Here is a 26,512-nt window from a genome sequence, read left to right as displayed (position 1 = left end):
CCCTGCTTCTCCTTCCGTGCTTGCAGTCTGTTCTCACGTCTTGCTCTGGCAGTTGAACATCCAGTGGGTACCGAACTTGTCCACCAGGGATCCGAAGTAGTCGCCCCAGAACATCTCCTGCAGCGCCATCTCCACCTTGCCCCCCTCGGCCAGGGCCGCGAACAGGCGATCCGTCTCGGCCCGGCTGTCCGGCTCCAGGTTGAGGTAGCTGTTGTTGCCCTGTACCAGAGTGAACCCCATGCTGGCGGGCGCATCCGTGCCCATCAGCACGTGACCGCCGAGGATGGGCAGCGCCACGTGCATCACCAGCTCCCCGTCCTCCTCGGACAGGGGCGGCTGGCCCGGGCAGCCGGGGGACTCCTTGAAGCGGTGGATGGGGCCGTCAAACTCCCCGCCGAACACAGTGCGGTAGAAGAGGAAGGCGGCCTCCGTCTCCCGGGCAAAATTGAGATAGGTACTCACACGCGCCATGGGTTTCTCCTTGTCACCAGTCGCTGGCCCCGCTGGCCAGCTAACAGCATAGAAGAGGTCAGCCCCCCGCTCCCGCCCAGACGGGGGTGCGCCCGGGAGGCTTGCCTTACCCGGCCTCCACTTCCCCGGTAGGCAACTCGGCGTCCCGGCCCCTGCCGATGGCCAGTATGGCCACCAGGGAGATGCCGACGGTCACCAGCATGTAGAGAGCGACCGGCTGCCAGTCCCCCTGGTAGCGGCTCAGCAGCCAGGTGGCGATGAGGGGCGCCGTGCCGCCGGCCAGGGCGGCCCCCAGCTGGTAGCCCAGGGTGATACCTGTGTAGCGCACCCGGGTGGCGAAGATCTCCGAGGAGAGGGTGCCCAGCACGGCGGTGATCGGAGCCCAGAGCACACCGAAGCCGATCACGGTCGCCAGGGTGATGCCCCAGCCGGCGCGGGTGTCGAGCAGCATGAAGTAGGGGACGATGAAGAGCGCCAGCCCCAGGATGCCGCCGATGTAGACCGCCTTGCGCCCCACCCTGTCCGACAGCGCCCCCATCAGGGGGATCATGCCGGTCGCCACCAGGGCTCCCAGCATGACTGCATGGAGCGCCACCCCCTTCTCATAGGCCAGGGAGTTGACCGCGTAGCTCACCACGAAGGTGGAGAAGATGTAGAAGGGGGCCGTCTCCACCACCTTGAGGCCGGCGGCGATCAGCACTTCCCGCCAGTGGTGGCGCAGAGTCTCCAGCAGGGGCATCTTGGCCACATTGCCGCTGGCCTTGGCCTGCTTGAACTCGGGGGTCTCGTCCAGCCCGTGCCGGATCCAGAGGCCGAGGAACACCAGGCCCGCACTCAGCAGGAAGGGCACCCGCCAGCCCCAGGAGAGGAATTGCGCCTCCGGCAGCATGGCCATCAGGCTCACCGCCAGGGTCGCCAGCAGCATGCCGATGGTGACGCCCACCTGGGGCACGCTGCCAAACAGCCCCTTGCGCCTGGGGGGCGCATACTCATAGGCCAGCAGCAGGGCTCCGCCCCACTCGCCGCCGATGCCCATGCCCTGCACCACCCGCAGGGAGATGAGCAAGATGGGGGCCCATATGCCGATCTGCTCATAGGTCGGCAGGCAGCCGATCAACACGGTGGCGCCCCCCATCAGGGAGAGGGTGATCACCAGCGTCTTCTTGCGGCCGATGCGATCGCCGATATGGGCAAACAGCACCCCGCCGATGGGCCGGATGAAGAAGGTGAGGGAGAAGGAGAGGTAGGAGAGCATCAGGCCGACCACGGGGTCGAAGTTCGGGAAGAACAGCTTGTTGAACACCAGGGCCGCGGCCGTGCCATAGAGGAAATAGTCGAACCATTCGATAGAGCTGCCGGTGAGGCTGGCGATCAGCGCCCGTTTTCGGGTCGCAGCCGTCTGTGGCTGCACCAGGGGTGTAGTCATCATTGTCTTCATTCCTTGAAGGTTGTTGTCAGCGAGTGGTGGGGCATCACATCCATGCTTCGGTTGCACCCACGCGGCACATCTTAGACAGCGGCAAAAAAAAGATGCAACCGAGATCCATCTACAGGTTGCACCATTAACAACATTCACAATTTAAATTGTTAACAAGCTGATCCAGCAGCAAAAATCACTACCGGGGCAGTTTTTTCCACCAGCACAGCCCTAGCAAGGCCTCAACTCAAACGAAACCGTGTAGCACAACCATTAAAAATTCTTGCTTGAAGGTTGCACCTAGTTGCACCATTATCGTCAAAATTTAACCGTCCGGTAATATTGTTACCTTCTAGACACAGGAAGTCCCATGGCTACCACCACCCTTGGCGTTAAACTCGACGAAGCGACCCGCGACCGGCTCAAGCAGGCCGCCCAGACCCTGGATCGCACCCCCCACTGGCTGATCAAGCAGGCGATCTTCACCTATCTGGAGCAACTGGAGCGCGGTCTGACCCCTCCCGAGCACTCCGGACTGGCCGCCGCCGCCGGAGAAGAGGCCGTCGAGACCCTGACCGAGCAGGGCATCCAGGTCTTCCTCGAGTTTGCCGAGAGCATCCTGCCCCAGTCCGTCCTGCGGGCCGCCATCACAGGGGCCTATCGCCGCCCCGAGACCGAGGCCGTCCCCATGCTGCTGGAGCAGGCGCGCCTGCCCAAGGAGAAGGCCGACGCCACCCAGAAACTCGCCATGAGCATCGCCGAGAAACTGCGCAACCAGAAGAGCGCCAGCGGCCGCCAGGGCCTGGTGCAGGGGCTGCTGCAGGAGTTCTCCCTCTCCTCCCAGGAAGGGGTAGCCCTGATGTGCCTGGCGGAGGCGCTGCTGCGCATCCCCGACAAGGCGACCCGCGACGCCCTCATCCGCGACAAGATCAGCGGCGGCAACTGGAGCCAGCACCTGGGCCAGAGCACCTCGCTGTTCGTCAACGCCGCCTCCTGGGGCCTGCTCATCACCGGCAAGCTGGTGGCCACCCACAACGAGGCGGGCCTCAACAGCTCCCTCAAGGGTCTGATCGGCAAGGGCGGTGAGCCGCTCATCCGCAAGGGTGTGGACATGGCGATGCGCCTGATGGGCGAGCAGTTCGTCACCGGCGAGACCATCGCCGAGGCGCTGGCGAACGCAGGCGGCATGGAGACCAAGGGCTTCCGCTACTCCTACGACATGCTGGGGGAAGCGGCCCTGACCGAAGAGGATGCCAAGCGCTACCTCGCCTCCTACGAGCAGGCCATCCACGCCATTGGCAAGGCCTCCCACGGTCGCGGCATCTACGAGGGGCCGGGCATCTCCATCAAGCTCTCCGCCCTGCATCCGCGCTACAGCCGCGCTCAGTACGATCGCGTCATGGAAGAGCTCTACCCCACCCTGCTCGGTCTGACCCAGCTCGCCAGGCAGTATGACATCGGCATCAACATCGACGCCGAGGAAGCCGATCGCCTGGAGATCTCTCTGGATCTGCTGGAGAAGCTCTGCTTCGACCCCAGCCTCGCCGACTGGAACGGTATCGGCTTCGTCATCCAGGCCTACCAGAAGCGCTGCCCCTATGTGATCGACTACGTCATCGATCTCGCCAAGCGCAGCCGTCACCGCCTGATGATCCGCCTGGTGAAGGGCGCCTACTGGGACAGCGAGATCAAGCGCGCCCAGCAGGAAGGGCTGGAAGGCTATCCGGTCTACACCCGCAAGCCCTACACGGATGTCTCCTATCTCGCCTGCGCCCGCAAGCTGCTGGCGGTGCCTGAGGCCATCTATCCCCAGTTTGCCACCCACAACGCCCACTCCCTGTCAGCCATCTATCAGCTGGCAGGCCAGAACTACTACCCGGGCCAGTACGAGTTCCAGTGCCTGCACGGCATGGGTGAACCCCTGTACGAACAGGTGGTCGGCAAGGTAGCGGACGGCAAGCTGGGTCGCCCCTGCCGCATCTATGCCCCCGTCGGCAGCCATGAGACCCTGCTCGCCTACCTGGTGCGCCGCCTGCTGGAGAACGGAGCCAACACCTCCTTCGTCAACCGCATCGCGGACAACAACATCTCCCTCTCGGATCTGGTGCAGGATCCGGTGCAGCAGATCGAACAGATGGCCGCTCGCGAAGGCAGCCTGGGCCTGCCGCACCCGCGCATCCCCCTGCCCCGGGATCTCTACGGCGAGGCTCGCCCGAACTCCGCCGGCCTGGATCTCGCGAACGAGCACCGTCTGGGATCGCTCTCCGCCGCCCTGCTCGCCAGCACCAACACCGCCTACCAGGCCCTGCCCATGCTGGGCTGCGAACTCGACGCCCCCGGCGCCTTCCAGCCCGTGATCAACCCGGCGGATCACCGCGACATCGTCGGTCAGGTGAGCGAAGCCTCCGTCGAGATGGTGGATCAGGCCCTCACCTGCGCCCTGGCGAGCGGCCAGATCTGGCAGGCCACCCAGCCTGCCGAGCGGGCCGCCGTGCTGGAGCGTGCCGCCGATCTGATGGAGTCCGAGCTGCAGCCCCTGATGGGCCTGCTGGTGCGCGAGTCCGGCAAGACCTTCGCCAACGCCATCGCCGAGGTGCGCGAGGCGGTGGACTTCCTGCGCTACTACGCTGCCCAGGCCCGCGATCACTTCGCGAACGACACCCACCGGCCGCTCGGCCCCGTGGTCTGCATCAGCCCCTGGAACTTCCCGCTGGCCATCTTCACCGGCCAGGTCTGCGCAGCCCTGGCCGCCGGCAACACAGTGCTCGCGAAACCGGCCGAGCAGACCCCCCTCGTCGCCGCCCAGGCGGTGCGTATCCTGCGCGAAGCCGGCGTGCCCGAGGGCGCGGTGCAACTGCTGCCGGGCCGCGGCGAAACCGTGGGCGCGGCCCTGATCGGTGACGAGCGGATCCGTGGTGTCATGTTCACCGGCTCCACCGAGGTGGCGGGCATCATCTCCCGCAACCTGGCCGGTCGCCTCGATGCCCAGGGACGCACCATTCCGCTGATCGCCGAGACCGGCGGCCAGAACGCCATGATCGTCGACTCCTCCGCCTTGACCGAACAGGTGGTGATGGACGTCATCTCCTCGGCGTTCGACAGCGCCGGTCAGCGCTGCTCCGCCCTGCGGGTGCTGTGCGTGCAGGACGACGTGGCGGAGCGGGTGATCCGGATGCTCAAGGGCGCCATGGCCGAGTACAAGGTCGGCAGCCCCGAGCACCTCGCCACCGACATCGGCCCCGTCATCGACGCCGAGGCCAAAGCCAACATCGAGCGCCACATCAAGGCGATGGGCGACAAGGGCCGCAAGGTGCACCAGATCGCCCGCGCCCAGGGGGATGCCTGCAGCCGCGGCACCTTCGTGCTGCCGACCCTGATCGAGCTGGACAGCCTGGACGAGCTGGGTCGCGAGGTGTTCGGTCCCGTGCTGCACCTGGTTCGCTACCCGCGCGCCAGGCTCGGCGAGCTGCTCGAGCAGATCAACGGCAGCGGCTACGGCCTGACCCTGGGGGTTCACACCCGCATCGACGAGACCATCGCCCAGGTGGTGAACGTGGCCAAGGTCGGCAACCTCTACGTCAACCGCAATATCGTGGGCGCCGTGGTCGGGGTGCAACCCTTCGGCGGCGAAGGCCTCTCCGGCACCGGTCCCAAGGCGGGCGGCCCGCTCTACATGTACCGTCTGCTGGGCGCCCGTCCCCAGGACGCGGTGGCCAACCAGCTGCGTCAGGAGTCCGGCGCCACGGCGCAAGCAGAAGCGAAGGCGCCCCTCGCGGCCCTGCGCAACTGGGCGAGCAAGCAGGATCCGGCCCTCGCCGCCCTGTGCGACCGTTACGCCGCGCTCTCCCAGAGCGGCCGTACCCAGCTGCTGGCCGGCCCCACCGGCGAGCGCAACAGCTACAGCCTGCAGCCCCGGGAGACGGTGCTGTGCCTGGCACAGGAGAAGGCAGATCTGCTGGCCCAGCTGGCCGCCGCGCTGGCGGTGGGCAGCCGGGTGCTGTGGCAGGATGATGCCCAGACCCGCACCCTGCTCTCCTCCCTGCCGACAGAGGTGCGGGATCGCATCGCACTGGTGGCAGACTGGGCCACGGGCGAGGCTGACTTCGATGCCCTGCTGCACCACGGCGACTCCGATCAGCTGCGGGAGGTGAGCAAGCTCGCCGCCGCCCGCCAGGCGGCCCGGGGCGGCGCCATCATCGGCGTGCACGGCCTGCACCGCGGCGAGACCGATATCCCGCTGGAGCGTCTGCTCATCGAGCACGCCCTCTCGGTCAACACCGCCGCCGCCGGTGGCAACGCCAGCCTGATGACCATAGGCTAAGCGCCCCCCAGTGACAGAACCCCAAGCCCCGCCAATGCGGGGCTTGTTCTTTCTGCCATGGAGCAAGCGGCATAAAAAAGGCCGCCCTTATCGAGGTGGCCTTTTTGTTCTCCCCTTGCGGGAGAAGGGTCGGGGATGAGGGGGCGACTCGCCTACACATACTCCATAAAGACGCGGGAGGTGAGCTTGGTGATGAGCTCGTAGGGGATGGTGCCAATCCGGTCGGCCACCTGCTCCACCGGCAGCCCCTCGCCCCAGAGCACCGCCTCGTCGCCGGCCTTGTCGGTGGCGCCTGGGCCCAAGTCCACCGTAGTCATGTCCATGGAGACCCGGCCCACCAGCGGCACGATGCGGCCGTTAACCAGCACAGGTGTGCCGTTGGGGGCCATGCGCGGATAGCCGTCGCCGTAACCGATGGCGATGACCCCGAGCCGGGTATCGCGATCCGACACCCAGTTGGCGCCATAACCCACCGGCTCGCCCGCCTTGTGCTCCCGCACCGCGATGAGCTGGGTCTTGAGGGTCATCACCGGCTGCAGATCGTAATCCGCCGCTACCGTATTGGGGAAAGGGGACACACCGTAGAGGATGACGCCGGGGCGGATCCAGTCGCAGTGGGCATCCGGCCAGGCCAGGATGCCTGCCGAGTTCGCCATGGCGCGCTCGCCCAACAGCGGCGCGGTGAGCTTGCTGAAGAGGTCGATCTGCTCGCGGGTGGCGGGCTGGTCCAGCTCGTCGGAGCGGCTGAAGTGGGTCATGACGTTGAACGGCTGCACCACGTTCTTGCACTTGCCGAGGCGCTCGATAAAGGCGGGCATCTCCTCGGCCCGTACCCCGAGGCGGTGCATGCCGGTGTCGAGCTTGAGCCAGGCCACCACGGGAGCGGGCAAGTCCGCCTGCTCCAGCGCCTCGAGCTGCTCCCAGGTGTGCACCGCGGTCTGCAGGTTGTTGGCCGCCAGCACCGGCAGGTCGGCAGCACTGAAGAAGCCCTCCAGCAGCACGATGGGTTTGACCACGGCGCAGGAGCGCAGCATCAGCGCCTCCTCGATGCGGGCCACCGCGTAGGCGTCTGCATCCACCAGGGTGCGGGCGACCGGCAGCAGGCCGTGGCCGTAGGCGTTGGCCTTGACCACGGCGATGATCTTGCATTGGGGGGCGTGGCGCTTGACCACGGCGAGGTTGTGGCGCAGGGCCGCTGTATTGATCTGGGCGATAGCCGCTTTCATCTGTTTTCCCTTACGAGGGCATGATATTCAGGCACCGGGTGGTGTCAGCCCTCAAATCTCATCGTCTTGGGCCGGACCGGCAGAATTGTCGAACCGGGAAAACTGTGTATGGAGGCGGGGTCGGCCTTCTTGCGAGCGCCCTCCCCGTCAGGATCGCAATGGTGACTCCCGAGTAGGCATCACCCTGCGGATTGCTCATCAGTAATCATCGTCAAACGCAGGACCGGCGTAGTTGTCAAACCGCGAGAACTGTCCCTGGAAGGTAAGCCGCACTCTTTCGCATATTGGCGCCGTTACGCTGCCTGGCAGAGATGATTCTCACCACGCTTTCAGGGCGATGATCAATAGTCATCATCAAACGCCGGGCCCGCATAGTTGTCAAAGCGCGAGAACTGGCCCTGAAAGGTGAGGCGTACCCGCCCGATGGGGCCGTTACGCTGCTTGCCGATGATGATCTCGGCGATCCCCTTGTCGGGGCTGTCGTCGTGATAGACCTCGTCGCGGTAGATGAACATGATCAAGTCCGCATCCTGCTCGATGGAGCCGGATTCACGAAGATCAGAGTTGACCGGACGCTTGTCGGCCCGCTGTTCCAGGCTTCGGTTCAGCTGGGAGAGCGCCACCACGGGGCACTGCAGCTCCTTCGCCAGCGCCTTGAGGGAGCGGGAGATTTCACCGATTTCCAGGGTCCGGTTGTCAGACAGCGCCGGTACCCGCATCAGTTGCAGGTAGTCCACCATGATCATGCTGATGCCGCCATTGTCCCGGGCCACCCGGCGGGCGCGCGAGCGCACTTCGGTCGGGGTGAGGCCGGAGGAGTCGTCGATGTACATCTTGCCCTTCTCCAGCAGCAGACCCATGGTCGAGGAGAGACGGGCCCAATCCTCGTCGTCGAGCTGACCGGTCCGCACCTTGGTCTGGTCGATGCGCCCCACGGAGGCGAGCATACGCATGATGATCTGCTCGGAGGGCATTTCGAGGGAGAAGATGAGCACCGGCTTGTCGGCGGTGAGGGCCGCGTGCTCGCACAGGTTCATGGCAAAGGTGGTCTTGCCCATGGAGGGACGGGCCGCGACGATGACCAGGTCCGAGCGCTGCAAACCAGCGGTCATCTTGTCCAGATCGTTGTAACCCGAGGAAACGCCGGTCACCCCGTTGTGAGGGGTCTTGAACAGCTCCTCAATCTTGTCGACGGTCTGCTCCAGGATGAGCTTGAGGGGCTGGGGGCCCTCGTTGGCGCTGGTGCGCTGCTCGGCGATCTGGAATACCTTGCTCTCGGCAAGATCCAGCAGATCGTTGGAGGTACGCCCCTGGGGCTCGTAGCCCGCTTCGACTATCTCGTTGGCGACCGAGATCATCTCCCGCACCACCGCCCGCTCACGCACGATCTCGGCGTAGGCGCTGATGTTGGCGGCACTCGGGGTGTTCTTGGCGATCTCCACCAGGTAGGCGAAGCCACCGGCCTCTTCCAGTTGCTCGGAGCGTTCCAGCTCTTCCTGCAGGGTGATGAGGTCGATGGGGTTGCCCGCGTTGGAGAGGCGGGTCATGGCCTGGAAGATCAGGCGGTGCGGACGGCTGTAGAAATCCTTGTCGATCACCCGTTCCGCGACCCGATCCCAGGCCTCGTTGTCCAGCATCAGGCCGCCCAGTACGGACTGTTCGGCCTCAAAAGAGTGGGGAGGGACTTTCAGCTGTTGTGTCTTGGCGTCTTTTTTCGCCGTCACTTGCTCTGCCATACACATAAAAACCGCAGCGGGAAGGGGACGGGAATTTTACAAAAGAAACCCCGTCATCGCGAGCGCTAATACGCGCCATTCACCTCATCCGGTGACAAGCCCGGACGCAGGTGCGGGTCTGTTGATGGGTCTCTCGGCGCCTCCTGCCGTTCAGAGGACGAGGAAGGGCCAGACCAGGGTCTGGTCTTTCTGTTTGGCTCTCTGCTTGTTGCGCAGCCTGCGCACAGAGCGGCTCGGTCGTCTGTTTTTCATCGCTGCCTCCACTGCCTGTTCAGGGTTCAATCCGTTCATGAATAATTCATGCCAGACATGTTTACCTTAGGCGCAAGCTGCAACACAAAAAGGGACTGGCAGCCTGCCATGCGCCTCGCTGAGCTTGCACAAGCAGAGCATGCCCCCACCTACATGAGAGTGAAAGAGTCAAAATGAAAAAGATGCTGACCCTGTTTGCCGTGATCCTGGCCATTGGCCTTGGGGCACCCATCGCCGAGGCCAAGAAACTTGGTGGCGGCAAATCCTTTGGCAAGAGCTACAAGACGGCGCCGGCCCAGCCGGCTCCGACTGCGGCTCCCGTGAATGGCAAGAACCCGACCCTGGCCGCGGCGCCCAAGAAGAGCGGCATGATGGGTGGCCTGCTGGGTGGCCTGCTGGCCGGCGGTCTGTTCGCCTACCTGCTGGGCAGCGGCGCCTTCGAAGGCATGCAAGGAATGGACTTCCTGCTGATCGCCCTGCTGGCACTGGGTGCCGTCTTCCTGATCCGCGCCCTGCGCAAGAACAAGGCGGCGGCGACCCAGCCACAGGCCGCCTATGCGGGATACCAGCCGCCTGCGGCCGCCCCGCAGCAGTTCGAGCAGAGCCACAGCGCCCCGCAGGCCACCGGCTTTGCCGACAGCGACGTGCCCTTCCGCCTGCCCCCGGGCTTTGACATGAACGGCTTCCTGTCCGGTGCCCGCGATCACTACCGCACCCTGCAAGAGGCCTGGAACAAGAACGATCTGGAGAAGATCCGCGAGTACGTGAGCCCGGAACTGTTCGACAGCCTCAAGGCCGAGCGCGCCGAGCTGACTGGCGACCAGCACACCGAGGTGATGTACGTGGACACCCAGCTGGTGCGCGCCGACTACGGCAGCGACTGGGCCCAGGTGAGCGTGCGCTTCAGCGGCCGCTACATGGACCGTCAGGAGCAGGTCGAGGAAGACATCAAGGAGGTGTGGCACCTCGAGCGCAACCTGGCCAAGGACAATGCGCCCTGGCACATCGTCGGCATCGAGCAGCTCTAAGCGCTTCCCGACCCATCTCATCAAGGCGACCTCAGGGTCGCCTTTTTATTGCTCCGCTTATTGCTCAATGCCCCTGGCAGCGGCAGCCTCAGCCCTGCCGATGACGCTTGGCTTGGCTTGGCTTGGCTTGGCTTGGTCAAGGAAAATCGCCGTGCGACCGTCTGGGCATCAAGTCCGTGAAGAGAGGAGGATGGCACTGGAGAGGCTTGAGTGCGGGTGTGGGTACCAAATAGCGAGGGAGGCATGACGCCTCCCTCCTTCTATGACTGACTTCAACTGGCGCGCCCCCCGCAAGGGGCGATAACACCAGGGGACATCAGTTGCCTATCGCATCCTGACCGCAGTTGTTGGTATTGGCCGGGTTCAGGCTGTTGTTGATGAAGGTCACTTCGCCGGCAGGCTGGTAGTCGGCCGCATGGATGGTCTGCTTGGACTCCAGATACTCCTTCAGCACGCCCGCATCGACCAGACCGGCGTTGATGGTGTTGATGACGGGATACTTGTCCCCGCCAGCCGCACTGAAGCTCGGAATGGCAAAGCTGTAGGTGGCGCTGGCATCGAAGGCCTTGCCGCCGATGGCGCTGATGGAGACGCTCTTGGCACTGCAGTTGACCTCCATGCTGATACCGCCGAACTGGGGATAACCGCCCCCGGTCAGGGTGGCGACCTGGCCGAGATAATCGACCAGCTCACTGCCCTTCATGGTGGCCTTGTTGACGGTATTGCCGAACGGATGCACGGTCAGTACGTCACGATAGGCAATATCCCCCGTCTGGATGGAGGCACGCACCCCACCCGAGTTCACGATGCCAAAGTCGGCATTCAGCTTCTCGGCGGTCGCCGTGGTAATAAGGCGTCCCAAATTGGTTTGCATATAGCGAACGTTTTTGCGTTCACCCAACAGCAGATCATCGGTAGAGGCAATTCTTACACCGAGCTCAGCCTCTCCTTTCTCCTGGAATACTTGCAAGGCGGCATTCAGCTCGGGATCCTTGATAATTTCATCCTGAATAAACTGGACATTGCCGCTGTCATCCTTGATGGCATTATTTTTGGCATCACGCTTCACCAGATTGACGGGAATAAGTTCATATCCGGTCAGGGTCAGCTTGCCATTCTGGTAGTCGAACTGGGCGCGCCCCACATATTTGCCCCACTCGTGAGCCTGCATGATCCAGGTGCCGTTCTGCTGATCCGGCTGGCAATCGTCGCCGGGCTGGAAGTCGGCATAGGTGTCCGGGGTACCCGGCTCCATGCAGACCGGATTCTGGGAGTGACCGCCGATGATGGCGTCCAGGGTGCCTGCCGGCAGCGCACGGGCCATCTCCACGTCACCCGGCGCATTGCTGCCGTGCTGGCCATCTGCATAGTGGCCCATGTGGGTGATGGCGAAGACCAGGTTCGCCTCCTTGTTGCTGCGGATCTCCTGGCCGAGCTTGGCCGCTTCCGTGGTCGGATCGCGGAACTCCAGGGTCTTGACGTTGTTGGGGTCAACCAGCTGGGCGGTGTCTTCCGTGGTCAGGCCGAGGACGGCCACCTTGAGGCCGTTCTCCAGCTTGAACACCTTGTAGGGGTCGAAGTAGCGCTTGCCGCTGGCCTTGTCATAGATGTTGGCGGAGAGCATGGGGAACTGGGCCCACTCACGCTGTTTCTCCAGCACGGTCAGCGGGTTGTCGAACTCGTGGTTACCCACCGCCATGGCATCGTAACGGATGCTGTTCATGCCGACGAAGTCGGGCTCGGCGTCCTGCAGATCGGACTCGGGGACCCCGGTGTTCACGTCGCCACCGGAGAGCACCAGCACCTCGCTGCCCGCCGCCTTGGCCTCGGCGCGCAGACGCTCGACCAGGGTTTTCTGGGCGGCCATGCCATATTCACCGTCGGTATTGTGCCAGAAACGGCCGTGGGTATCGTTGGTATGGAGGACGGTCAGCTTGCAGACATTTTCGGTACAGGGGGCGACACTTTCATTTTGTGAGGTATTACAGCCAGCCAGGGCGGCGAGCACTGCCAGTGCGATACTTCCTTTGACAAATTTATAATTCATTTCCATATCACCTTGTTATTTTGTTATTGGATGACCCCTTCTTGGGTCGGCCGGTAATATAACAAACAACATGTGACGGTTTTTCATCGGCGACTCACAAATTCCGCCAAATGTGATCATTGGCGCAACCTGTTTCTTAATTCGGATAAGACTGCACCAAGGTCTCCGCGCATTTCGGCGCAAGGTGGCAGCCCGCCGGAAACAGTTATGGCATACTTCCCGCCATTCGATGCCAAGGAGCGCCTTGCATGGCCAAGTACGACAAGATTTCCCCCGAAACCCAGCAGGAGGCGATGAAGATCGCCCGCGCCAACCAGAAGCCGGGGCAGACCAAGGAGCAGACCCAGCTGATCGCCCAGGGGATCCAGAAGGGCATAGACGAATACAAGAAACAGATGAAAGCCAAGGCCCGCGAGGCGAGCCGCCAGAAGAAGATGCAGATCAAGGCGAAGCTGTCGTCCCAGGCTCATCAGGAGGAAGAGCCCGAGGTCGAGGTGATCGAGATCAGCCGCCAGCACCCGCTGCCCTGGATCTTGCTGGGGCTGAGCTGGCTGGCGTTTGCCTGCCTCTGGTTCTTGTTGCGCTGATCCCGTCCTGGGCAAACCTTTGCCCTGGGATCGGCTTCACAGCCCGGGCGCGGGGTGCTGGTCATCCCGCGCCCGGCATGCGTACACTCTGCCCCCCTTGTCAGGAGACCCCTCATCATGAATCCAGCCCCGCTCTATCTGCTGGCGCCCCTTGTCCTGTTTGTCGTGACCCTGGTGCTCTATCGCATCTCGCCGCTGCGGGCGGTTGCCGCCGGTCACGCCCGCTGGTTTATCCTGCCTGCGTTCACCCTCTTCATCCTGCTCATCATCATCAATGGTGCGGCCGATCCCGGCACCCGCAGCCCGGGCTTCCACTGGTTGATGCCAGGCCTGGGCTTTGCGCTCAGCCTGTTCCCGGCCCTGCCCAAGGCGCTAGTGCCGCGTCTGGCCATCAAGGAGGGAGCCTTCGCCGCCCTCGGCCTGATGCTGATGAGCCTCGCCATGGTCTATTGACCGGCTGGCATGTTGACATGACCCCAGGGGCGCTCCGTAACGGGCGCCCCTTGTGCAAATAGTGGCCTGCGGGCATCTTGGTGAGCGGATAGCCAGCAAGGAGGCCAAATGGACAATCCGCCCGATTTCATGGCGCTGTGGGACTATCAGGATCCCGCCGCCAGCGCCCTGCGTTTTCAGCAGCTGCTCGCCGAGGCAGACAACCAGGATCTGCAATATGAACTGGAACTGCTCACCCAGATAGCCCGCACCCATTCGCTGCGCCGCCAGTTTGCACAGGCGCACCACCTGCTCGACGAGATAGAACCCCGCCTCACCGAGGCGACCCCGAGAGCCCGCCTGCGCGCCCTGCTGGAGCGCGGCCGCACCTTCAACTCCGCCGGTGACAAGGCCAGTGCCAGAGCCCTGTTCGAGCAGGCCTGGCAACACGGGCTCAAGCATGAGGAGCGCTATCTGGCCATCGATGCGGCCCACATGGTGGCCATCGCCGCCCCCCTGGAAGAGCAGAGCCACTGGCACCAGCTGGCGATGGAGCTGGCCGAGCGCAGCCAGGACAAGCGGGTGCGCGGCTGGCTCGCCACCCTCTACAACAATCAGGGCTGGACCCTGTTCGAACTGGGTCGCCTCGACGAAGCCATCGTCTGCCAGCAAAAATGCCTGGCCTGGCACGAGCAGCACAACAACAGGGCCAAGGCCTTTATCGCCCGCTGGAGCCTGGCGCGCCTCTGCCGGGCCAAGGATCAACATGAGCAGGCCATGGCGGATCTGAAGCAACTGCAGGCCGACATGAACGCAGCCAGGGCCCCCGAGGATGGCTATGTGTTCGAGGAGCTGGGGGAGAATGCGCTGGCGCTGGATGACCCGGCCGCGCCGGAATACTTCGCCCGGGCCTGGTTCCTGCTGTCACAGGATGGCTGGCTCAAGGCCAACGAGGGGGAGCGACTGGCCAGGCTCAAGCGGCTCGCCAAGCTCTGACACCGCCCTTCCGGCAAAGCAGCGGGGCGGCCAATGGGCCGCCCCGTTCACTGGGTTATCTGTCAGGGATGACAGAGGCCATCCCCAGCCTCAGACCAGACTCGCCTCTTCCCAGCTCTGTTTCTTGCGATAAATGGTGGAGGGGCTTATTTCAAGCAGCGCCGCCGCCTTGGGGATGTTGCCGTCGCAACTGGCGATGGCCTGTTCGATGGCCTCCTTCTCCACCTGCCAGAGCGGACGAACGAGAGGACGGGCCAGCATGGGGGTGGCCGGCGTATCCATGATCACCTCGGACACAGGGGCCGCCACCGCGGTGGTGAGCACACGGCCGCCGTTGAGGGGCGGCGGCAGTATCTCCGGGCTCACCAGCTCGCGGTCGTTGAGCACCACTATGTTGCGCACCACGTTCTGCAGCTCCCGCACGTTGCCGGGCCAGGGGTAATCGAGCAGCACCCGCACCGCATTGGCATCGAAGTCCCGGAAGTGCTTGTTCTCCTCCTTGGCATAGCGCAGCAGGAGGTCGCGCGCCAGCAGCAGTATGTCCTCGCCCCGCTCCCGCAGGGGCGGCAGGTAGAGGGGGATGACGTGCAGCCGGTAGTAGAGATCCTCGCGAAAACGCCCTGCCTTCACCTCCGCCAGGGGATCCCGGTTGGTGGCGCAGACGAAGCGCACGTCCACCGTCTCCAGCTTGCCGCTGCCGACCCGCTGCAGGGTGCCGGTCTGGATGAAGCGCAGCAGCTTGCTCTGCAGGTCCAGATCCATCTCGCAGATCTCGTCGAGAAACAGGGTGCCGCCATCCGCCAGGCTGGCCGCCCCCTTGCGCTCCCCCTGGGCACCGGTAAAGGCACCCTTCACGTGACCGAAGATCTCGCTCTCCATCAGATCGTGGGGAATGGCGGCGCAGTTGAGCGCGATGAAGGGCTGATCCCGGCGCGGGCTGCACTGGTGGATGGCCTCGGCACATACCTCCTTGCCGGTGCCGCTCTCGCCGGTGATGAAGACGGTCGCCTTGCTCGGCGCCGCACTCTCGATGATGCGATAGACCGCCTGCATCGCCATGGAGGCGCCGATAAAACCGGCAAACGAGCTGCGCTCGAAGTTCTCCCGATACTGGGCCACCAGGGAGCTGAGCTGCTGGTGCTTGAGGGCGTTGCGCGCCGTGGCGCACAGCCGCTTGCCGTCGAACGGCTTGGTCAGAAAATCGAAAGCGCCGAGGCGCATCGCCTCCACCGCCACGTCCACCGAACCGTGGGCGGTGATCACCACCACGGAACAGGGCAATTGCTGCTCCGTGATCTGCTGCAGGATCGCCATGCCCGACATGTCGGGCAGCTCGAGATCGAGCAGCACCACGGGGGGCGGGCTGGCCAGCAGGTGCGCCAGTGCCTGCTGGCCGCAATCGGCCAGCTGTACCTCATAACCATCCTGGGTCAGGTACTGCTCATAGACGACAGCCAGACTGCGGGTGTCTTCCACCAGCAGAACACGGGGTTTGCTTTCAGCCACGAGATCCATCCTTGCGCTTGATTTTGTTATCTATTCTGGGGTCTAGCCGTCACAGACTCAAGACGGACTAACGGCTTTCTCCCATCGCCCGTGTTGACCCACAAGCAAAAACGGCTCCCAGAGGAGCCGTTTTCATCGTATTGCAGCTTATTTCTTTGCGTCGTCGCCGTTGGCAGCGGGCTTCTCGATGGCCAGCAGCTCAACGTCAAATACCAGCACGGCGTTGGCCGGGATGGTGCCTGCACCGTGCTCGCCATAGGCCAGCTTGGACGGCAGGAAGAACTTGAACTTGGAACCGACCGGCATCAGTTGTACGCCTTCGGTCCAGCCCGGGATAACCTGGTTCAGCGGGAAGGTGGCCGGCTCGCCGCGATCGACGGAGCTGTCGAACTTGGTGCCATCGATCAGGGTACCGGTGTAGTGAACCTTGACGATGTCGGTGGCCTTCGGCTTGGCGCCGTCACCCATCTTCTCGACCTGGTATTGCAGGCCGGATTCGGTGCTCTTCACGCCCTCTTTCTTGGCGTTGTCAGCCAGGAAGGTCTCGCCCTTCTTCAGGTTGTCAACTGCATCCTTGTCGGCCTTGGCCTTGGTCAGCTCGTTGATCTTGGCATCGTATTCCTGCAGAACCTTCTGGATCTCTTCGTCGGTCATGCTGGCCTTCTTGCCCAGACCGTCGGTCACCCCTTGCAGGATGACGGTGTTGTCCAGCTTGATGCCGAGTTCTTGCTGGCGCTCCAGGGTATTGGCGATATAACGACCCATGGAGAGGCCGATCGCATAGCCGGATTGCTCTTCAAAGCTCTTGGCCTCTGCCTTGGTGGCCTCTGCCGGCTTGCTGGCTTCTGCCTTCACTTCGGTGTTGGCAGCAGGTTTCTCATCTTTTTGGCAAGCAGTCAGGCCGACGGCAACTGCCGCAGCCAACAGGGACACCTTCAGAAAATTGTTCATCAGTTTCTCCAAAACGCTAAATACCGCTCTCGGTTCCTTCGTGAAATGAGAGGTTTATCGTGATAAGCGCCTTATACTAACGCCGTGATCGCGGGTAACGAAAGCATGAGACAGGAAAAATGATCAAAAGTGCCATTTATCTCATCGGTATTTGCCTGATGCTGACGGGGTGCGAACAGAGCGCCCTTCCCGGCCAGCAGATCCGCCTCGCCGAACAGGGTCTGCTGAGCGCGGATCTCGCGAGCTCCGGCAAGCAGGCCATCGTCTCCAGCCTGGGTCAGGGCACTGTGGTGTGGGATCTGGAACAGGGCAAGGAGCGCTGGCGCTGGCGCCAGAGCGACGACCAGGCGGAGTTCGTCACCCTGACCCGTTTCTCCCCCGACGACAGCCACGCCATCACCGCCAGCCAGCATACCTTTGCCATCTGGCGCCTGCAGGATGGCCGCTCCCAGGGCTACTACTCCCTGCCCGAATCCAGCCTGCGCGACGCGGCCATCTCCGCCGACGGGCGCATGGTGCTGATCGGCCGGGAAGACGGCAAGGCGGAGCTGGTGGACACCCGGACCGGTCGCCGGCTGCAGTTCCTCGGCCACACCGAACAGGTCAATACGGTGGATCTCTCCGCCAACGGCCGCTACGCCCTCACCGGCGGCAACGACTACAGCGCCTACCTGTGGGATACCCGCACGGGCCAGGTGGTGTGGCGCTTCAATCACGCCGGGCGGGTGGTGATGGCCAGGCTGGATCCGGCGGGGCGTTTCGCCTTCACCGCCGACAGCCGCCAGGCCAGCATCTGGGATCTCAAAACCGGCAAGGAGCAGAGCCGGCTGCAGTTCGACCATCGCTTCGAGGTCTACACCAGTGCCCGCTTCGTCAATGACGACAAATGGCTCGTCACCGGCTCCCCTTCCCGCCAGCTCGCCCTGTGGCAGGTGAGCGACGGCAGCCAGCTGCAGAGCTGGCGCGTCTCGCCCCATCCCAAGGTGAAACCGCCGAGTGCTGTGGTCTATGGCGTGGCTTTGCGCGACAATGGCCACCTCGTCAGCGCCAGCTCAAGCGGCCTGGCCGAAACCTGGACAATCAAGTAAGGACCAAAAGGCCCATGAGTCAGTCATTAAACGATCGCCTCGAAACCCTGGAAAGCCGCCTCGCCTATGCCGAATACACGGTGGAGCAGCTCAACGACGAAGTCACCACCCAGGGCCGCGAGCTGGATCGGCTCAAGCACCAGATCCATCTGCTGGTGGAGAAGCTGCAGAGCGTGCAGCCGAGCCAGATCGCCAGCATGGCCGAAGAGACCCCGCCCCCGCACTACTGAGCGAACGGCCATGAAAAAACCCGCACCAGGCGGGTTTTTTCATCATCGGGCATGCCGTGATCAGTGCTGATGGCCCTTGCCACCGCAACCGCCACCACCGCAGCAGCCGCCGTGACCATGGTCGTCGCCGTGATCGTGAGCATGGGCGTGACCGTGACCACCACAGCAACCGCCATGGTCGTGATCGTGGTCGTGACCGTGATCATGGCCATGATCGTGACCGCAGCCACCGGCACCGTGCACATGGCCGTGGGCCAGCTCTTCGGCGGTCGCGGCACGCACGTCCTTGATCTCGACCTTGAAGCCCAGGGTCACGCCGGCCAGGGGATGGTTGCCATCCACCTTGACGAACTCTTCGGACACCTCGATGACGGTCACCGGACGGTGGCCATCGTCGGTCTCGGCCACAAAAGTATCCCCTTCAGACACTTCCATGCCATCGAACAACTCGCCGGGCACTTCCTGCACCAGGTTCTCGTCGTACTCGCCGTAGGCCTGGTTCGGCGTCAGGGTGACGTCGAAGGCCTCGCCCACGCTGCGACCTTCCAGCTCGGCTTCGAGGCCGGAGACCAGGTAACGGGTACCGTGCAGATACACCAGCGGCTCTTTGCCGACTGTGGTGTCGATGACTTCACCGTGTTCGTCGGTGACCGTGTATTCCAGCGTAACCACGCTCAGGGGAGCTACTTTCATGTCAGGGATCCTGCGGATAGAAAAAACGGCCCCAGAATACCTCAAAAAGGTGGCCAAGCATATGATCAGCCCCGCCCCCTCATGCTGAAAAAGTCGGCAATCCGGAGAGACGCCTGTCCCGCGCCGGACAAAAACGGCTGCGGGAGCGAGAGATGGCCCCGGCTGTCACCGGAACCTCCCCTGCCCCTTCACCGGGCCGCTCGTTCTCACTCGGGACGAAACACCCCTATGACCTGTTCAGCCTCCCGGGTCGCCTTGTCCACCTCGGCCTGGGTCTGCACCTGAGTGTCCCCGCAGTCGACGCAGGTCACCTTCTCGACTCCATGCTCCATATACAGCATCATGGTGTCCATCTTGCCGCACGCCGGGCAAACCGCACCGGCAATGAAGCGTTTTTTACGCCTGGTTTCCATTTTTGTTACCTCCAGGCAGCATCATATCAGGGTTTTTACATGCATCACGCTATCGAATATCAGCATTTTTCCACTCCCACCCTCCAGGTCGGCCCCCGCAAGCGCTCTCCCATGGGCCAGCTGCTGCGCGTCACCCGGGGAGCGGCACTGCTGAGGCTGGGCGCCCATGAGCTGTTGTTGACGGAGGGGAATTACTTCTGGCTCTGTGCCGATGCCCTCGCCGCCTTCACCCCCCTGGCGGGCTGCCAGTACGATCTGCTGGCCTGCTCGGTGCGGGTGCCCCAACCGGCTCAGGCCGGCTGGCTGCAGGCAAGTCCGCTGATGGATGCGCTGCTGGAGAACCTGGCCCACTGGTCGCGGCCCAGAGAGTGGCAAGGCCCCTATGGCCAGCGGCTGCAGATCCTGGGGGACGAGTTGCAGGGTTGCACCATCACGCCGCAAGGGGATCAGCTGTTGCAAGACGCCTGGCAGGCGCTGGCGACCCGGCAACCGGGCAGTCTGGCCGCCTGGCAGGCCCTGCTGGCCGAGCGGCAACCGGATAACCTGGATGCAGAGAGCCTGCTTGCCCAGTGGCAGTTGTTGCAGGGGATTCGCCTGCTCAGAAGCGGCAGCACTCCGGCCCAGGTCGTGGCCAGGCTGGGTTACCGGGACGAGGCGGCGCTGGCCGATGCCTCCCGGCGCTGGCTGGGGCACGACCAGGACGCACAGCAGTCCGCCTCCCGATAAACGGGGCGACAAAATGATGGGAAAAGGGATCCAGTTTTACGGTGCGCCGCCGTTAATAACAGAGAAGTCATCCATGTCACCATCCTCTATGCTGAACACCAGATTGACCGTCACCGACTAGATCAACAGGACATCCGCCATGACGAGCAAGGCCAACCAATCCCAGGGCATGTTGCTGTTCCACCTCTCTGCCAGACAATCCTTCGCCATCGGCACGCTCAAGGTGAAGGAGATAGTGCCCTACACCCAGCTCACCGCCCTGCCGCAGTCTCATCCGACCGTGCTCGGAGCGGCCAGCATGCGGGGCACCACCATCCCCGTGATCGACATGGCGATGGCGGTGGGCTATCGCCCCATCACCAGGGAGGAGATGCCCAACTGCTTCATCATCATCACCGATTGCCGCCGCACCCTGGTGGGTTTCCTGGTGCGGGGCATCGACAAGATCACCGAGTGCAACTGGCGTGACATCGAGCCGCCGCCCCCCTCCCTAGGACAGAACGTGTTCGTCACCGGCGTGACCCGGGTGGGAGAGCAGCTGATCCAGCTGCTGGACGTGGAACTCATCCTGTCGCGGGTCTATCCGGACGATCCCAGCCACCTCTATCCCGTGCTGACCGATGTGCAGCGCGAGCGGCTCAAGCCGATGCGGATCCTGCTGGTGGACGACTCCTCCGTCGCCCGCCGCCAGCTGATGGCGGCGCTGGATTACATCAACATCCCCTACGAGGTCTGCACCAACGGACGGGACGCCCTGGCCCTGATGCAGGCCAACGTCGCCCAGGGCAGGCGGATCGACATCCTGGTGAGCGATATCGAGATGCCGGGGCTGGACGGGTACGAGCTGGCCTTCGAGGTACAGAGTGACCCCAGGCTGGCGGAGGCTTACATCATCCTGCACACCTCCCTCTCCAGCGAGATCAGCGTGGAGCGGGCCCATCAGGTCGGGGCCCACGAGGCGCTCACCAAGTTTGAGGCCAACGAACTGATCCAGGCGATGCTGCGCGGTGCCGAGCACCACGATCGCCTGCCCGCCTGACACCGCGGCGAGCCCCTGGCTCGCCGCCGCTTCCCCTTCCCTGCTGCCCCGAGCCGTTGCATGCTGACAGAAAGCCACTTCCACGCCCCCTGGTGGGCCCGTAATCCCCATCTGCAAACCATACTACCCAAGTGGCTGCGCCGCGCCCCGGCCCGCTTCACCCAGGAGCGCTTCGAGCTGCCGGATGGCGACTTCGTCGATCTCGCCTGGAGCACAGGGTCACACCGGGACGAGCAACCGCTTATCGTGTTGTTCCACGGCCTGGAGGGGAGCATTCACTCCCACTATGCCAAGGGGCTGTTCGCCCATCTGCAGCAGCAGGGGCAGGAGGCGGTGCTGATGCATTTTCGGGGGTGCAGCGGCGAGCCGAACCGGCTGCTGCGGGCCTATCACTCCGGCGCCATCGAAGATGCCCAGGCCGTGATTGCCGAGCTGGGTCGGCGCTTCCCCGGCAAGCCCCTCATTGCCATCGGTTATTCCCTGGGGGGCAATATGCTGGTCAACCTGCTGGCACGGGCCTGCCCAACCGAGCTGAAAGCGGCTGTGGTGATTTCGGCACCACTGCAGCTGGCGAGCTGTGCCGATCGGGTCAACCAGGGGTTCTCACGGGTCTATCAGAGCTATCTGCTGCGCACCATGCGGGCCAATCTGCAGAGCAAGATCCGGCATCAGGAGGCAGCCCGGGCACGCTGGCAACCGGCGCAGGTAGCACGCATCGCCACCCTGCGCGACTTCGACGAGCAGGTGACGGCCCCGCTCCATGGTTTCGACAGCGCCGATCACTACTACCAGACCTGCTCCGGCCTGGGCCTGCTGGCTCGCATCCCCATCCCGACCCTGGTCATTCACGCCGCCGACGACCCCTTCATGACCGGCGCCGTGATCCCGACGCCGGAGCAGCTCTCACCTCAGGTGCGCTACGAGTTGAGCCGGCGGGGGGGCCACGTGGGCTTCCTGCACGGTTCCCCCTGGCGTCCCCGCTTCTGGCTGGATGAGCGCATCAGCCAGTGGCTGCGGGAGCAGGCTCAGGACGCGACCCGGTAGCCGTCGCGCCCCTCTTCCTTGGTCTGATAAAGAGCGCCATCCACCCGTTCGAGCAGCATCACCAGGCTCTCTCCCGGACGCCACTGGGCAATCCCCTGGCTCAGGGTGAGGTGGGGGGCGACATCGGAGTCTTCATGGGGCAGGGCCCGGGCGGCCAGGGTGGCGCGAATGCGCTCGGCCACCTCCTTCCCCCCCGCCAGATCCGTCTCCTGCAGCAGTACCACGAACTCCTCCCCACCGTAGCGGGCCACCAGATCGCCGGGTTCGCGCACGCTCTCCTCCAGGCACTCGGCCACCAGGATCAGGCACTCGTCTCCTGCCTGATGGCCATAGCGATCGTTGTAGCGTTTGAAGAAGTCCACATCGAGCAGGATCACAGTGAGCGGCAGTTCCAGGGTCGTGCCCTGCGCGATGGCACGCTTGCACGCCTGATCGAAATGACGACGGTTGGCCAGGCCGGTCAGGGGATCCCGATGGGCCATGGCATTCATCTTGTGCGCCAGCATCAGGTTGTCATACTCCCTCGACACGGCCAGCTCGAACCAGCCGTTGAGCATGCGTCGCCCCGTCTCCAGCACGACCAGCAGAACCCCGACCACCATGATATTGACCATGACAAATGGAGAAGGGCTCCAGCAAGCCCTTAACAGCAAGAACAGCAGAGGGGCACACACCAGGGCATAGAACAGCCGTACATCAGAATAAGTCGCGATGAGACCGGTCAGTAACAACAGGCTGACCATGTTGAAAATGAAGCTGAAACCGCCCTTCAGATCGACGATCGAGATGGTATAGCCTACCAAGGCCCAAGCCAGTCCCCAGAAGAGGCCGCAAACCAGCAGGGAGACCTGCCAGAGGGCACGGGGCTGACGGGAGAGCCAGCGCCATCCGATAGGCAGCAGCAGACAGACGCCGGCCATGGCGATGAGCTGCCACTTGTAGGACCAAGGCAAGAGGTCATTGAGCACCAGGTGCGCATCCTGATAGATATAGAAGCGCGCCAGCAGGAACAGGATAGCGATCAGATTGATGGCCCAGAACCAGCGAAGTCCGGAGTCCAGAGCCTGCCGACGGGCATCGAGCAGGTGCTGGGTGAGCTGCCCGGAAGGGCGACGAGCATCAGTTGAATTCATGTAACCCCTCGAACGGCACAAGACAAACTTCTTGCACTTGCCGGACTGGCACCGACAATACCCACACCCCACTGATTGAAGATGAAACCATGATTATCCCCTGGCAAGAACTGGATCCCGAGACCCTCACCAACCTGCTCGAGCACTTTGTCCTGCAAGAAGGCACCGAATACGGCGAGCAGGATGTCAGCCTGGCCGACAAGGTCGAAGCGGTCCGTCAGCAATTACAGCAAGGCATCGCCGTGCTGGTCTACAGCGAATTGCACGAGAGCGTCAACGTCGTACACAAGACTCATTTAAGTAAGACTTATACGGACGATTATCAACCAGAATGACACCGGCAACGGAAAACCGGGCTGAACGAGCGGGGGATCTTCCGCCCGATGCCCGGGCTAGCCGCCCCCTCCCCGGGCCTCTCTCCCGGCCGCGACACGACACCAGGTTGCCCTTCCAGAGGGATCCCGCGCCCAGCCAGGCCGACGGACGAGGGCCGGGGCGGAAGATGTTGCAGGGGCTTGACCGTACTTTGGGCCAGCCCTTATAACGGAACTCCCAAGGAAGAGAGAATTCTATGTCGGCCAAGCATCCCATCATCGCGGTCACCGGTTCGTCCGGTGCCGGCACCTCCACCTCCACCAACGCGTTTCGCTCCATGTTCCATCAGCTCGGGTACAAGGCGGCCGTGGTCGAGGGGGACAGTTTCCACCGTTATACAAGGCCCGAGATGGACGTGGCGATCCGCAAGGCGCGGGAGCAGGGGCGGCACATCAGCTACTTCGGCCCTGAGGCCAACGACTTCGGTCTGCTGGAGTCCTTCTTCCAGGAGTACGGCCAGAGCGGCACCGGACAGTATCGCCGCTACCTGCACAGCTTCGACGAGGCGGTGCCCTTCAACCAGATGCCGGGCACCTTCACCCCCTGGCAAGATCTGCCGGGGGAGACGGATCTGCTGTTCTATGAAGGGCTCCATGGGGGCGTGGTCACGGACGAGCACAACGTGGCGCGGCACGTGGACTTTCTCATCGGCGTGGTCCCCATCGTCAACCTGGAGTGGATCCAGAAGCTCATTCGCGACACGTCGGAGCGCGGCCACTCCCGGGAGGCGGTGACCGACTCCATCGTGCGCTCCATGGACGACTACATCAACTTCATCACGCCGCAGTTCTCCCGCACCCACATCAACTTCCAGCGGGTACCCACCGTCGACACCTCCAACCCCTTCAGCGCCAAGGTGATACCCAGCCTGGACGAGAGTATGCTGGTGATACGGTTTCGGGGCATCAAGCAGGTGGACTTCCCCTACCTGCTGTCGATGATAGACGGCGCCTTCATGTCCAGGATGAACACCATAGTCGTGCCGGGTGGCAAGATGGGTTTCGCCATGGAGCTGATCCTGCGCCCCCTGATCCAGCAACTGATCGAAACGGGCAAGATCACCTGAGCCAAGGAGCTTACGATGCGCGGTGCACTTCTCTCATTCATACTGGCTGCCCTGCTGGGCGGCTGCAGCACGGGCCCCGCCGCCCCCACCGTCGAGACGGGGACCATGGTGGTGCGTCCCGCAGACAACTGGACCTATGGGGCGACACCACGCTACGCCCTCGCCGAGCAGTTCCAGTACGCGGGCAACAGCGCCGCCCCCTGGCTGGAGCCGGTCCAGCAGGCGGTGACCCGGCAGCTTGACGGCAAGGGCTGGCGCAGCGTGCCTCTGGATGAGGCGGACGTCTGGGTTGCCATCGGCGTCGCCGGCAGCCAGGACATGAGCGACGGGGAGATCTTCTCTCGCCTCGGCATGACCCCGGGCCTGAATGCCGCCGCCGATGCCCGCAAAGGTACCCTGGCCATACTGCTGCTCGACCGGCGAACCCAGCAGACGGTATGGAGCAGCGCCATCCAGCTCGCCAGCGACGTGCCCATCGCCGAGGAGGCCCGCAGCCAGCTCAGCCAGGAACTGGCCGGACAGTTGCTGGGCTCGCTACCGTCAAACTGATTTCTCTTTCAACAAAAACGGCCTGCTTGAAGCAGGCCGTTTTTCGTACACGCCATGTCGGCATGAAGATCACTTCAGTTCACAGGTCAGCTGGGTCACCCCGCTTTTGACCAGAGTGGCCTGCTTGTCCTGCTGGGAGAAGGTGGTCACCCCGTCGGAATAGCTGGCAACCTCCTTGGGCGACTCGATGCGGCCCAGCTTGTGATACACGCCGGCATAAGGGAACTGCACCATGTCGGCCTGGGCATCATAGGTGATCCCCAGCATCTCTTCCCCGCACTGATACTGGCTGTATTGATACTGGGTCGGCTGCGGCGCACTGCAGGCAGCGAGCCCGAACAGGGGAAGCAACATCATCATTTTTTTCATCGCACTTTCCTTATGTCATGGCGTTATCGACGGGACAAATTACAACGATCAAGCCTCAAGAATTTGATAACTATGGGTAATTTCTACCGCTTTTTCCAACATCAGGGAAACGGAACAATACTTTTCCATGGACAGATCGACCGCGCGGGAGACGTGCTTCTCGGCCAGCCCGGTGCCGGTCACGACGAACTTGAGGTGGATTTTCTCAAACACCCGGGGCACGGAATCGGCACGGACCCCTTCCAGCTCGACGTGGCAGGCGGTCACGGACTGGCGGGCCTTCTCCAGGATGGAAACCACGTCGATGGAGCTGCCCCCGCCGACCGCCAGCAGGATCATCTCCATCGGGCTGGCACCTTCACCCGGGTTCGCGCCATCCAGGGTCACCTGATGACCGGACTCGCTCTCGCCCACAAACTTCATGCCTTCGACCCAGCTGACCTTGGCTTTCATCTCACACTTCCTCTCAATGACGACGATTCTGACGCCCATAGCATACCTCAAGCAGGGGTCGAGTGGCACATGACTCGTCATCTTGCAGCCAGGGGAGGATCCCGTCCCGTTTCCACCGACCGGGACGGGAGAATCGAAACGTCAGCGACCCCGAGGGAAATAGATCGAAATCAACATCTGCACCCCCCTTCTTGCCTAGAATGGCCCGGATCGCGCAGCAGATCGCGGCTCCCCGAGGGGACGCGGCACCCCAAAGCCTTGTCAGCACAGGCAAAGGCTCTTATTCTACTGCGACCAAAGAGTAAGGAATGGCAAGCTTGGCAACTTGCCTGGACGCACAGTCCATAAAAAAGACACTACGAGG

The 26,512-nt window shown here is 63.3% G+C and carries 25 protein-coding genes; 13 read left to right on the top strand and 12 right to left on the bottom strand.

Annotated features, from left to right (window positions below; translation table 11 throughout):
* Window positions 1–33: 33 nt before the first annotated feature.
* The gene (locus tag BN1136_RS02795; RefSeq protein ID WP_043758420.1) at window positions 34–471 is read right to left on the bottom strand and encodes a VOC family protein; all 438 of its coding nucleotides are present in this window, start codon (window positions 469–471) and stop codon (window positions 34–36) included.
* 106 nt (window positions 472–577) lie between these two features.
* Complete coding sequence (locus BN1136_RS02790) at window positions 578–1,900, bottom strand: MFS transporter (protein ID WP_197068416.1); 1,323 nt, start codon at window positions 1,898–1,900, stop codon at window positions 578–580.
* Between the two features lie 358 nt (window positions 1,901–2,258).
* Between BN1136_RS02790 and putA the strand changes: the two genes are divergently transcribed.
* Window positions 2,259–6,209, top strand: coding sequence for a trifunctional transcriptional regulator/proline dehydrogenase/L-glutamate gamma-semialdehyde dehydrogenase (putA, locus tag BN1136_RS02785; protein WP_043758417.1), 3,951 nt, complete (start codon window positions 2,259–2,261; stop codon window positions 6,207–6,209).
* 152 nt (window positions 6,210–6,361) lie between these two features.
* Here the strand turns inward: putA and alr are convergent, their stop codons facing one another.
* Window positions 6,362–7,435 (bottom strand): alanine racemase, encoded by a 1,074-nt coding sequence (alr, locus tag BN1136_RS02780; RefSeq protein WP_043758415.1) that lies wholly within the window; start codon window positions 7,433–7,435, stop codon window positions 6,362–6,364.
* A gap of 341 nt (window positions 7,436–7,776) precedes the next feature.
* The gene (gene dnaB, locus BN1136_RS02775; protein ID WP_039040054.1) at window positions 7,777–9,171 is read right to left on the bottom strand and encodes a replicative DNA helicase; all 1,395 of its coding nucleotides are present in this window, start codon (window positions 9,169–9,171) and stop codon (window positions 7,777–7,779) included.
* Window positions 9,172–9,596: 425 nt separating this feature from the next.
* Between dnaB and BN1136_RS02770 the strand changes: the two genes are divergently transcribed.
* On the top strand, window positions 9,597–10,451 hold the full coding sequence (locus tag BN1136_RS02770; protein ID WP_043758408.1) for a Tim44 domain-containing protein: 855 nt from the start codon (window positions 9,597–9,599) through the stop codon (window positions 10,449–10,451).
* A gap of 316 nt (window positions 10,452–10,767) precedes the next feature.
* Here the strand turns inward: BN1136_RS02770 and ushA are convergent, their stop codons facing one another.
* Entirely contained in the window at window positions 10,768–12,498 is a 1,731-nt protein-coding gene (gene ushA, locus BN1136_RS02765; protein WP_043758406.1) for a bifunctional UDP-sugar hydrolase/5'-nucleotidase UshA, read from the bottom strand.
* Window positions 12,499–12,746: 248 nt separating this feature from the next.
* Between ushA and BN1136_RS02760 the strand changes: the two genes are divergently transcribed.
* From BN1136_RS02760 to BN1136_RS02750, 3 genes are all read left to right on the top strand, one after another.
* Window positions 12,747–13,085 carry a DUF2956 domain-containing protein gene (locus tag BN1136_RS02760; protein WP_043758403.1) on the top strand — a complete coding sequence of 113 codons (339 nt, stop codon included), beginning with the start codon at window positions 12,747–12,749 and terminating at the stop codon, window positions 13,083–13,085.
* A 117-nt stretch (window positions 13,086–13,202) separates the two neighbouring features.
* The gene (locus BN1136_RS02755; RefSeq protein WP_043758401.1) at window positions 13,203–13,538 is read left to right on the top strand and encodes a hypothetical protein; all 336 of its coding nucleotides are present in this window, start codon (window positions 13,203–13,205) and stop codon (window positions 13,536–13,538) included.
* Between the two features lie 108 nt (window positions 13,539–13,646).
* Window positions 13,647–14,513 carry a tetratricopeptide repeat protein gene (locus BN1136_RS02750; protein WP_043758399.1) on the top strand — a complete coding sequence of 289 codons (867 nt, stop codon included), beginning with the start codon at window positions 13,647–13,649 and terminating at the stop codon, window positions 14,511–14,513.
* Between the two features lie 90 nt (window positions 14,514–14,603).
* Here the strand turns inward: BN1136_RS02750 and BN1136_RS02745 are convergent, their stop codons facing one another.
* Together BN1136_RS02745 and fkpA are read right to left on the bottom strand one after the other, a co-directional pair.
* A complete protein-coding gene (locus BN1136_RS02745; RefSeq protein WP_043758396.1) occupies window positions 14,604–16,019 on the bottom strand; it encodes a sigma-54-dependent transcriptional regulator in 1,416 nt (471 codons plus the stop codon).
* Window positions 16,020–16,166: 147 nt separating this feature from the next.
* Window positions 16,167–16,970 (bottom strand): FKBP-type peptidyl-prolyl cis-trans isomerase, encoded by an 804-nt coding sequence (fkpA, locus tag BN1136_RS02740; RefSeq protein WP_043758586.1) that lies wholly within the window; start codon window positions 16,968–16,970, stop codon window positions 16,167–16,169.
* Window positions 16,971–17,089: 119 nt separating this feature from the next.
* On the opposite strand from fkpA, the gene BN1136_RS02735 reads away from it, so the two are divergent.
* The gene (locus BN1136_RS02735; protein WP_043758395.1) at window positions 17,090–18,058 is read left to right on the top strand and encodes a WD40 repeat domain-containing protein; all 969 of its coding nucleotides are present in this window, start codon (window positions 17,090–17,092) and stop codon (window positions 18,056–18,058) included.
* Between the two features lie 14 nt (window positions 18,059–18,072).
* Window positions 18,073–18,288, top strand: a complete 216-nt coding sequence (locus BN1136_RS02730; RefSeq protein ID WP_043758392.1) for a SlyX family protein — start codon at window positions 18,073–18,075, stop codon at window positions 18,286–18,288.
* 60 nt (window positions 18,289–18,348) lie between these two features.
* Here the strand turns inward: BN1136_RS02730 and BN1136_RS02725 are convergent, their stop codons facing one another.
* Both BN1136_RS02725 and BN1136_RS02720 read right to left on the bottom strand, forming a co-directional pair.
* On the bottom strand, window positions 18,349–18,981 hold the full coding sequence (locus tag BN1136_RS02725) for an FKBP-type peptidyl-prolyl cis-trans isomerase (protein ID WP_043758389.1): 633 nt from the start codon (window positions 18,979–18,981) through the stop codon (window positions 18,349–18,351).
* Between the two features lie 206 nt (window positions 18,982–19,187).
* Window positions 19,188–19,394 (bottom strand): YheV family putative zinc ribbon protein, encoded by a 207-nt coding sequence (locus BN1136_RS02720; RefSeq protein ID WP_033130616.1) that lies wholly within the window; start codon window positions 19,392–19,394, stop codon window positions 19,188–19,190.
* A 39-nt stretch (window positions 19,395–19,433) separates the two neighbouring features.
* On the opposite strand from BN1136_RS02720, the gene BN1136_RS02715 reads away from it, so the two are divergent.
* From BN1136_RS02715 to BN1136_RS02705, 3 genes are all read left to right on the top strand, one after another.
* On the top strand, window positions 19,434–20,120 hold the full coding sequence (locus BN1136_RS02715; protein WP_043758384.1) for a hypothetical protein: 687 nt from the start codon (window positions 19,434–19,436) through the stop codon (window positions 20,118–20,120).
* 139 nt (window positions 20,121–20,259) lie between these two features.
* Window positions 20,260–21,159: a chemotaxis protein CheV gene (locus BN1136_RS02710; protein WP_043808015.1), complete on the top strand. Its 900-nt coding sequence runs from the start codon at window positions 20,260–20,262 to the stop codon at window positions 21,157–21,159.
* 60 nt (window positions 21,160–21,219) lie between these two features.
* Window positions 21,220–22,203, top strand: a complete 984-nt coding sequence (locus tag BN1136_RS02705) for a hydrolase (protein ID WP_043758382.1) — start codon at window positions 21,220–21,222, stop codon at window positions 22,201–22,203.
* Here BN1136_RS02705 and BN1136_RS02700 read toward each other — a convergent pair.
* A complete protein-coding gene (locus BN1136_RS02700) occupies window positions 22,185–23,336 on the bottom strand; it encodes a GGDEF domain-containing protein (protein ID WP_043758378.1) in 1,152 nt (383 codons plus the stop codon). The genes BN1136_RS02705 and BN1136_RS02700 overlap by 19 nt on opposite strands.
* An 89-nt stretch (window positions 23,337–23,425) precedes the next feature.
* On the opposite strand from BN1136_RS02700, the gene BN1136_RS02695 reads away from it, so the two are divergent.
* From BN1136_RS02695 to BN1136_RS02685, 3 genes are all read left to right on the top strand, one after another.
* Window positions 23,426–23,671 (top strand): YheU family protein, encoded by a 246-nt coding sequence (locus BN1136_RS02695; protein ID WP_043758375.1) that lies wholly within the window; start codon window positions 23,426–23,428, stop codon window positions 23,669–23,671.
* 236 nt (window positions 23,672–23,907) lie between these two features.
* Entirely contained in the window at window positions 23,908–24,777 is an 870-nt protein-coding gene (locus tag BN1136_RS02690; protein ID WP_043758373.1) for a phosphoribulokinase, read from the top strand.
* Between the two features lie 15 nt (window positions 24,778–24,792).
* Window positions 24,793–25,326 carry a DUF4136 domain-containing protein gene (locus tag BN1136_RS02685; protein WP_043758370.1) on the top strand — a complete coding sequence of 178 codons (534 nt, stop codon included), beginning with the start codon at window positions 24,793–24,795 and terminating at the stop codon, window positions 25,324–25,326.
* Window positions 25,327–25,395: 69 nt separating this feature from the next.
* Here the strand turns inward: BN1136_RS02685 and BN1136_RS02680 are convergent, their stop codons facing one another.
* Both BN1136_RS02680 and BN1136_RS02675 read right to left on the bottom strand, forming a co-directional pair.
* Window positions 25,396–25,695: a hypothetical protein gene (locus BN1136_RS02680; protein WP_043758367.1), complete on the bottom strand. Its 300-nt coding sequence runs from the start codon at window positions 25,693–25,695 to the stop codon at window positions 25,396–25,398.
* A gap of 48 nt (window positions 25,696–25,743) precedes the next feature.
* Complete coding sequence (locus BN1136_RS02675; protein ID WP_043808013.1) at window positions 25,744–26,148, bottom strand: OsmC family protein; 405 nt, start codon at window positions 26,146–26,148, stop codon at window positions 25,744–25,746.
* Window positions 26,149–26,512: the final 364 nt, after the last annotated feature.

Source organism: Aeromonas taiwanensis (assembly GCF_000820165.1).
In the GTDB taxonomy this organism is placed as follows: Bacteria; Pseudomonadota; Gammaproteobacteria; order Enterobacterales; family Aeromonadaceae; genus Aeromonas; species Aeromonas taiwanensis.
This window is presented reverse-complemented; position numbering and strand designations above follow the sequence as displayed.

What these genes read in the sequence shown, in the direction of transcription:
- BN1136_RS02795 (WP_043758420.1), bottom strand. Translation starts at nt 471, where the DNA reads ATGGCGCGTGTGAGTACCTATCTCAATTTTGCCCGGGAGACGGAGGCC.
- BN1136_RS02790 (WP_197068416.1), bottom strand. Translation starts at nt 1,900, where the DNA reads ATGATGACTACACCCCTGGTGCAGCCACAGACGGCTGCGACCCGAAAA.
- putA (WP_043758417.1), top strand. Translation starts at nt 2,259, where the DNA reads ATGGCTACCACCACCCTTGGCGTTAAACTCGACGAAGCGACCCGCGAC.
- alr (WP_043758415.1), bottom strand. Translation starts at nt 7,435, where the DNA reads ATGAAAGCGGCTATCGCCCAGATCAATACAGCGGCCCTGCGCCACAAC.
- dnaB (WP_039040054.1), bottom strand. Translation starts at nt 9,171, where the DNA reads ATGGCAGAGCAAGTGACGGCGAAAAAAGACGCCAAGACACAACAGCTG.
- BN1136_RS02770 (WP_043758408.1), top strand. Translation starts at nt 9,597, where the DNA reads ATGAAAAAGATGCTGACCCTGTTTGCCGTGATCCTGGCCATTGGCCTT.
- ushA (WP_043758406.1), bottom strand. Translation starts at nt 12,498, where the DNA reads ATGAATTATAAATTTGTCAAAGGAAGTATCGCACTGGCAGTGCTCGCC.
- BN1136_RS02760 (WP_043758403.1), top strand. Translation starts at nt 12,747, where the DNA reads ATGGCCAAGTACGACAAGATTTCCCCCGAAACCCAGCAGGAGGCGATG.
- BN1136_RS02755 (WP_043758401.1), top strand. Translation starts at nt 13,203, where the DNA reads ATGAATCCAGCCCCGCTCTATCTGCTGGCGCCCCTTGTCCTGTTTGTC.
- BN1136_RS02750 (WP_043758399.1), top strand. Translation starts at nt 13,647, where the DNA reads ATGGACAATCCGCCCGATTTCATGGCGCTGTGGGACTATCAGGATCCC.
- fkpA (WP_043758586.1), bottom strand. Translation starts at nt 16,970, where the DNA reads ATGAACAATTTTCTGAAGGTGTCCCTGTTGGCTGCGGCAGTTGCCGTC.
- BN1136_RS02735 (WP_043758395.1), top strand. Translation starts at nt 17,090, where the DNA reads ATGATCAAAAGTGCCATTTATCTCATCGGTATTTGCCTGATGCTGACG.
- BN1136_RS02730 (WP_043758392.1), top strand. Translation starts at nt 18,073, where the DNA reads ATGAGTCAGTCATTAAACGATCGCCTCGAAACCCTGGAAAGCCGCCTC.
- BN1136_RS02725 (WP_043758389.1), bottom strand. Translation starts at nt 18,981, where the DNA reads ATGAAAGTAGCTCCCCTGAGCGTGGTTACGCTGGAATACACGGTCACC.
- BN1136_RS02720 (WP_033130616.1), bottom strand. Translation starts at nt 19,394, where the DNA reads ATGGAAACCAGGCGTAAAAAACGCTTCATTGCCGGTGCGGTTTGCCCG.
- BN1136_RS02715 (WP_043758384.1), top strand. Translation starts at nt 19,434, where the DNA reads ATGCATCACGCTATCGAATATCAGCATTTTTCCACTCCCACCCTCCAG.
- BN1136_RS02710 (WP_043808015.1), top strand. Translation starts at nt 20,260, where the DNA reads ATGACGAGCAAGGCCAACCAATCCCAGGGCATGTTGCTGTTCCACCTC.
- BN1136_RS02705 (WP_043758382.1), top strand. Translation starts at nt 21,220, where the DNA reads ATGCTGACAGAAAGCCACTTCCACGCCCCCTGGTGGGCCCGTAATCCC.
- BN1136_RS02700 (WP_043758378.1), bottom strand. Translation starts at nt 23,336, where the DNA reads ATGAATTCAACTGATGCTCGTCGCCCTTCCGGGCAGCTCACCCAGCAC.
- BN1136_RS02695 (WP_043758375.1), top strand. Translation starts at nt 23,426, where the DNA reads ATGATTATCCCCTGGCAAGAACTGGATCCCGAGACCCTCACCAACCTG.
- BN1136_RS02690 (WP_043758373.1), top strand. Translation starts at nt 23,908, where the DNA reads ATGTCGGCCAAGCATCCCATCATCGCGGTCACCGGTTCGTCCGGTGCC.
- BN1136_RS02685 (WP_043758370.1), top strand. Translation starts at nt 24,793, where the DNA reads ATGCGCGGTGCACTTCTCTCATTCATACTGGCTGCCCTGCTGGGCGGC.
- BN1136_RS02680 (WP_043758367.1), bottom strand. Translation starts at nt 25,695, where the DNA reads ATGAAAAAAATGATGATGTTGCTTCCCCTGTTCGGGCTCGCTGCCTGC.
- BN1136_RS02675 (WP_043808013.1), bottom strand. Translation starts at nt 26,148, where the DNA reads ATGAAAGCCAAGGTCAGCTGGGTCGAAGGCATGAAGTTTGTGGGCGAG.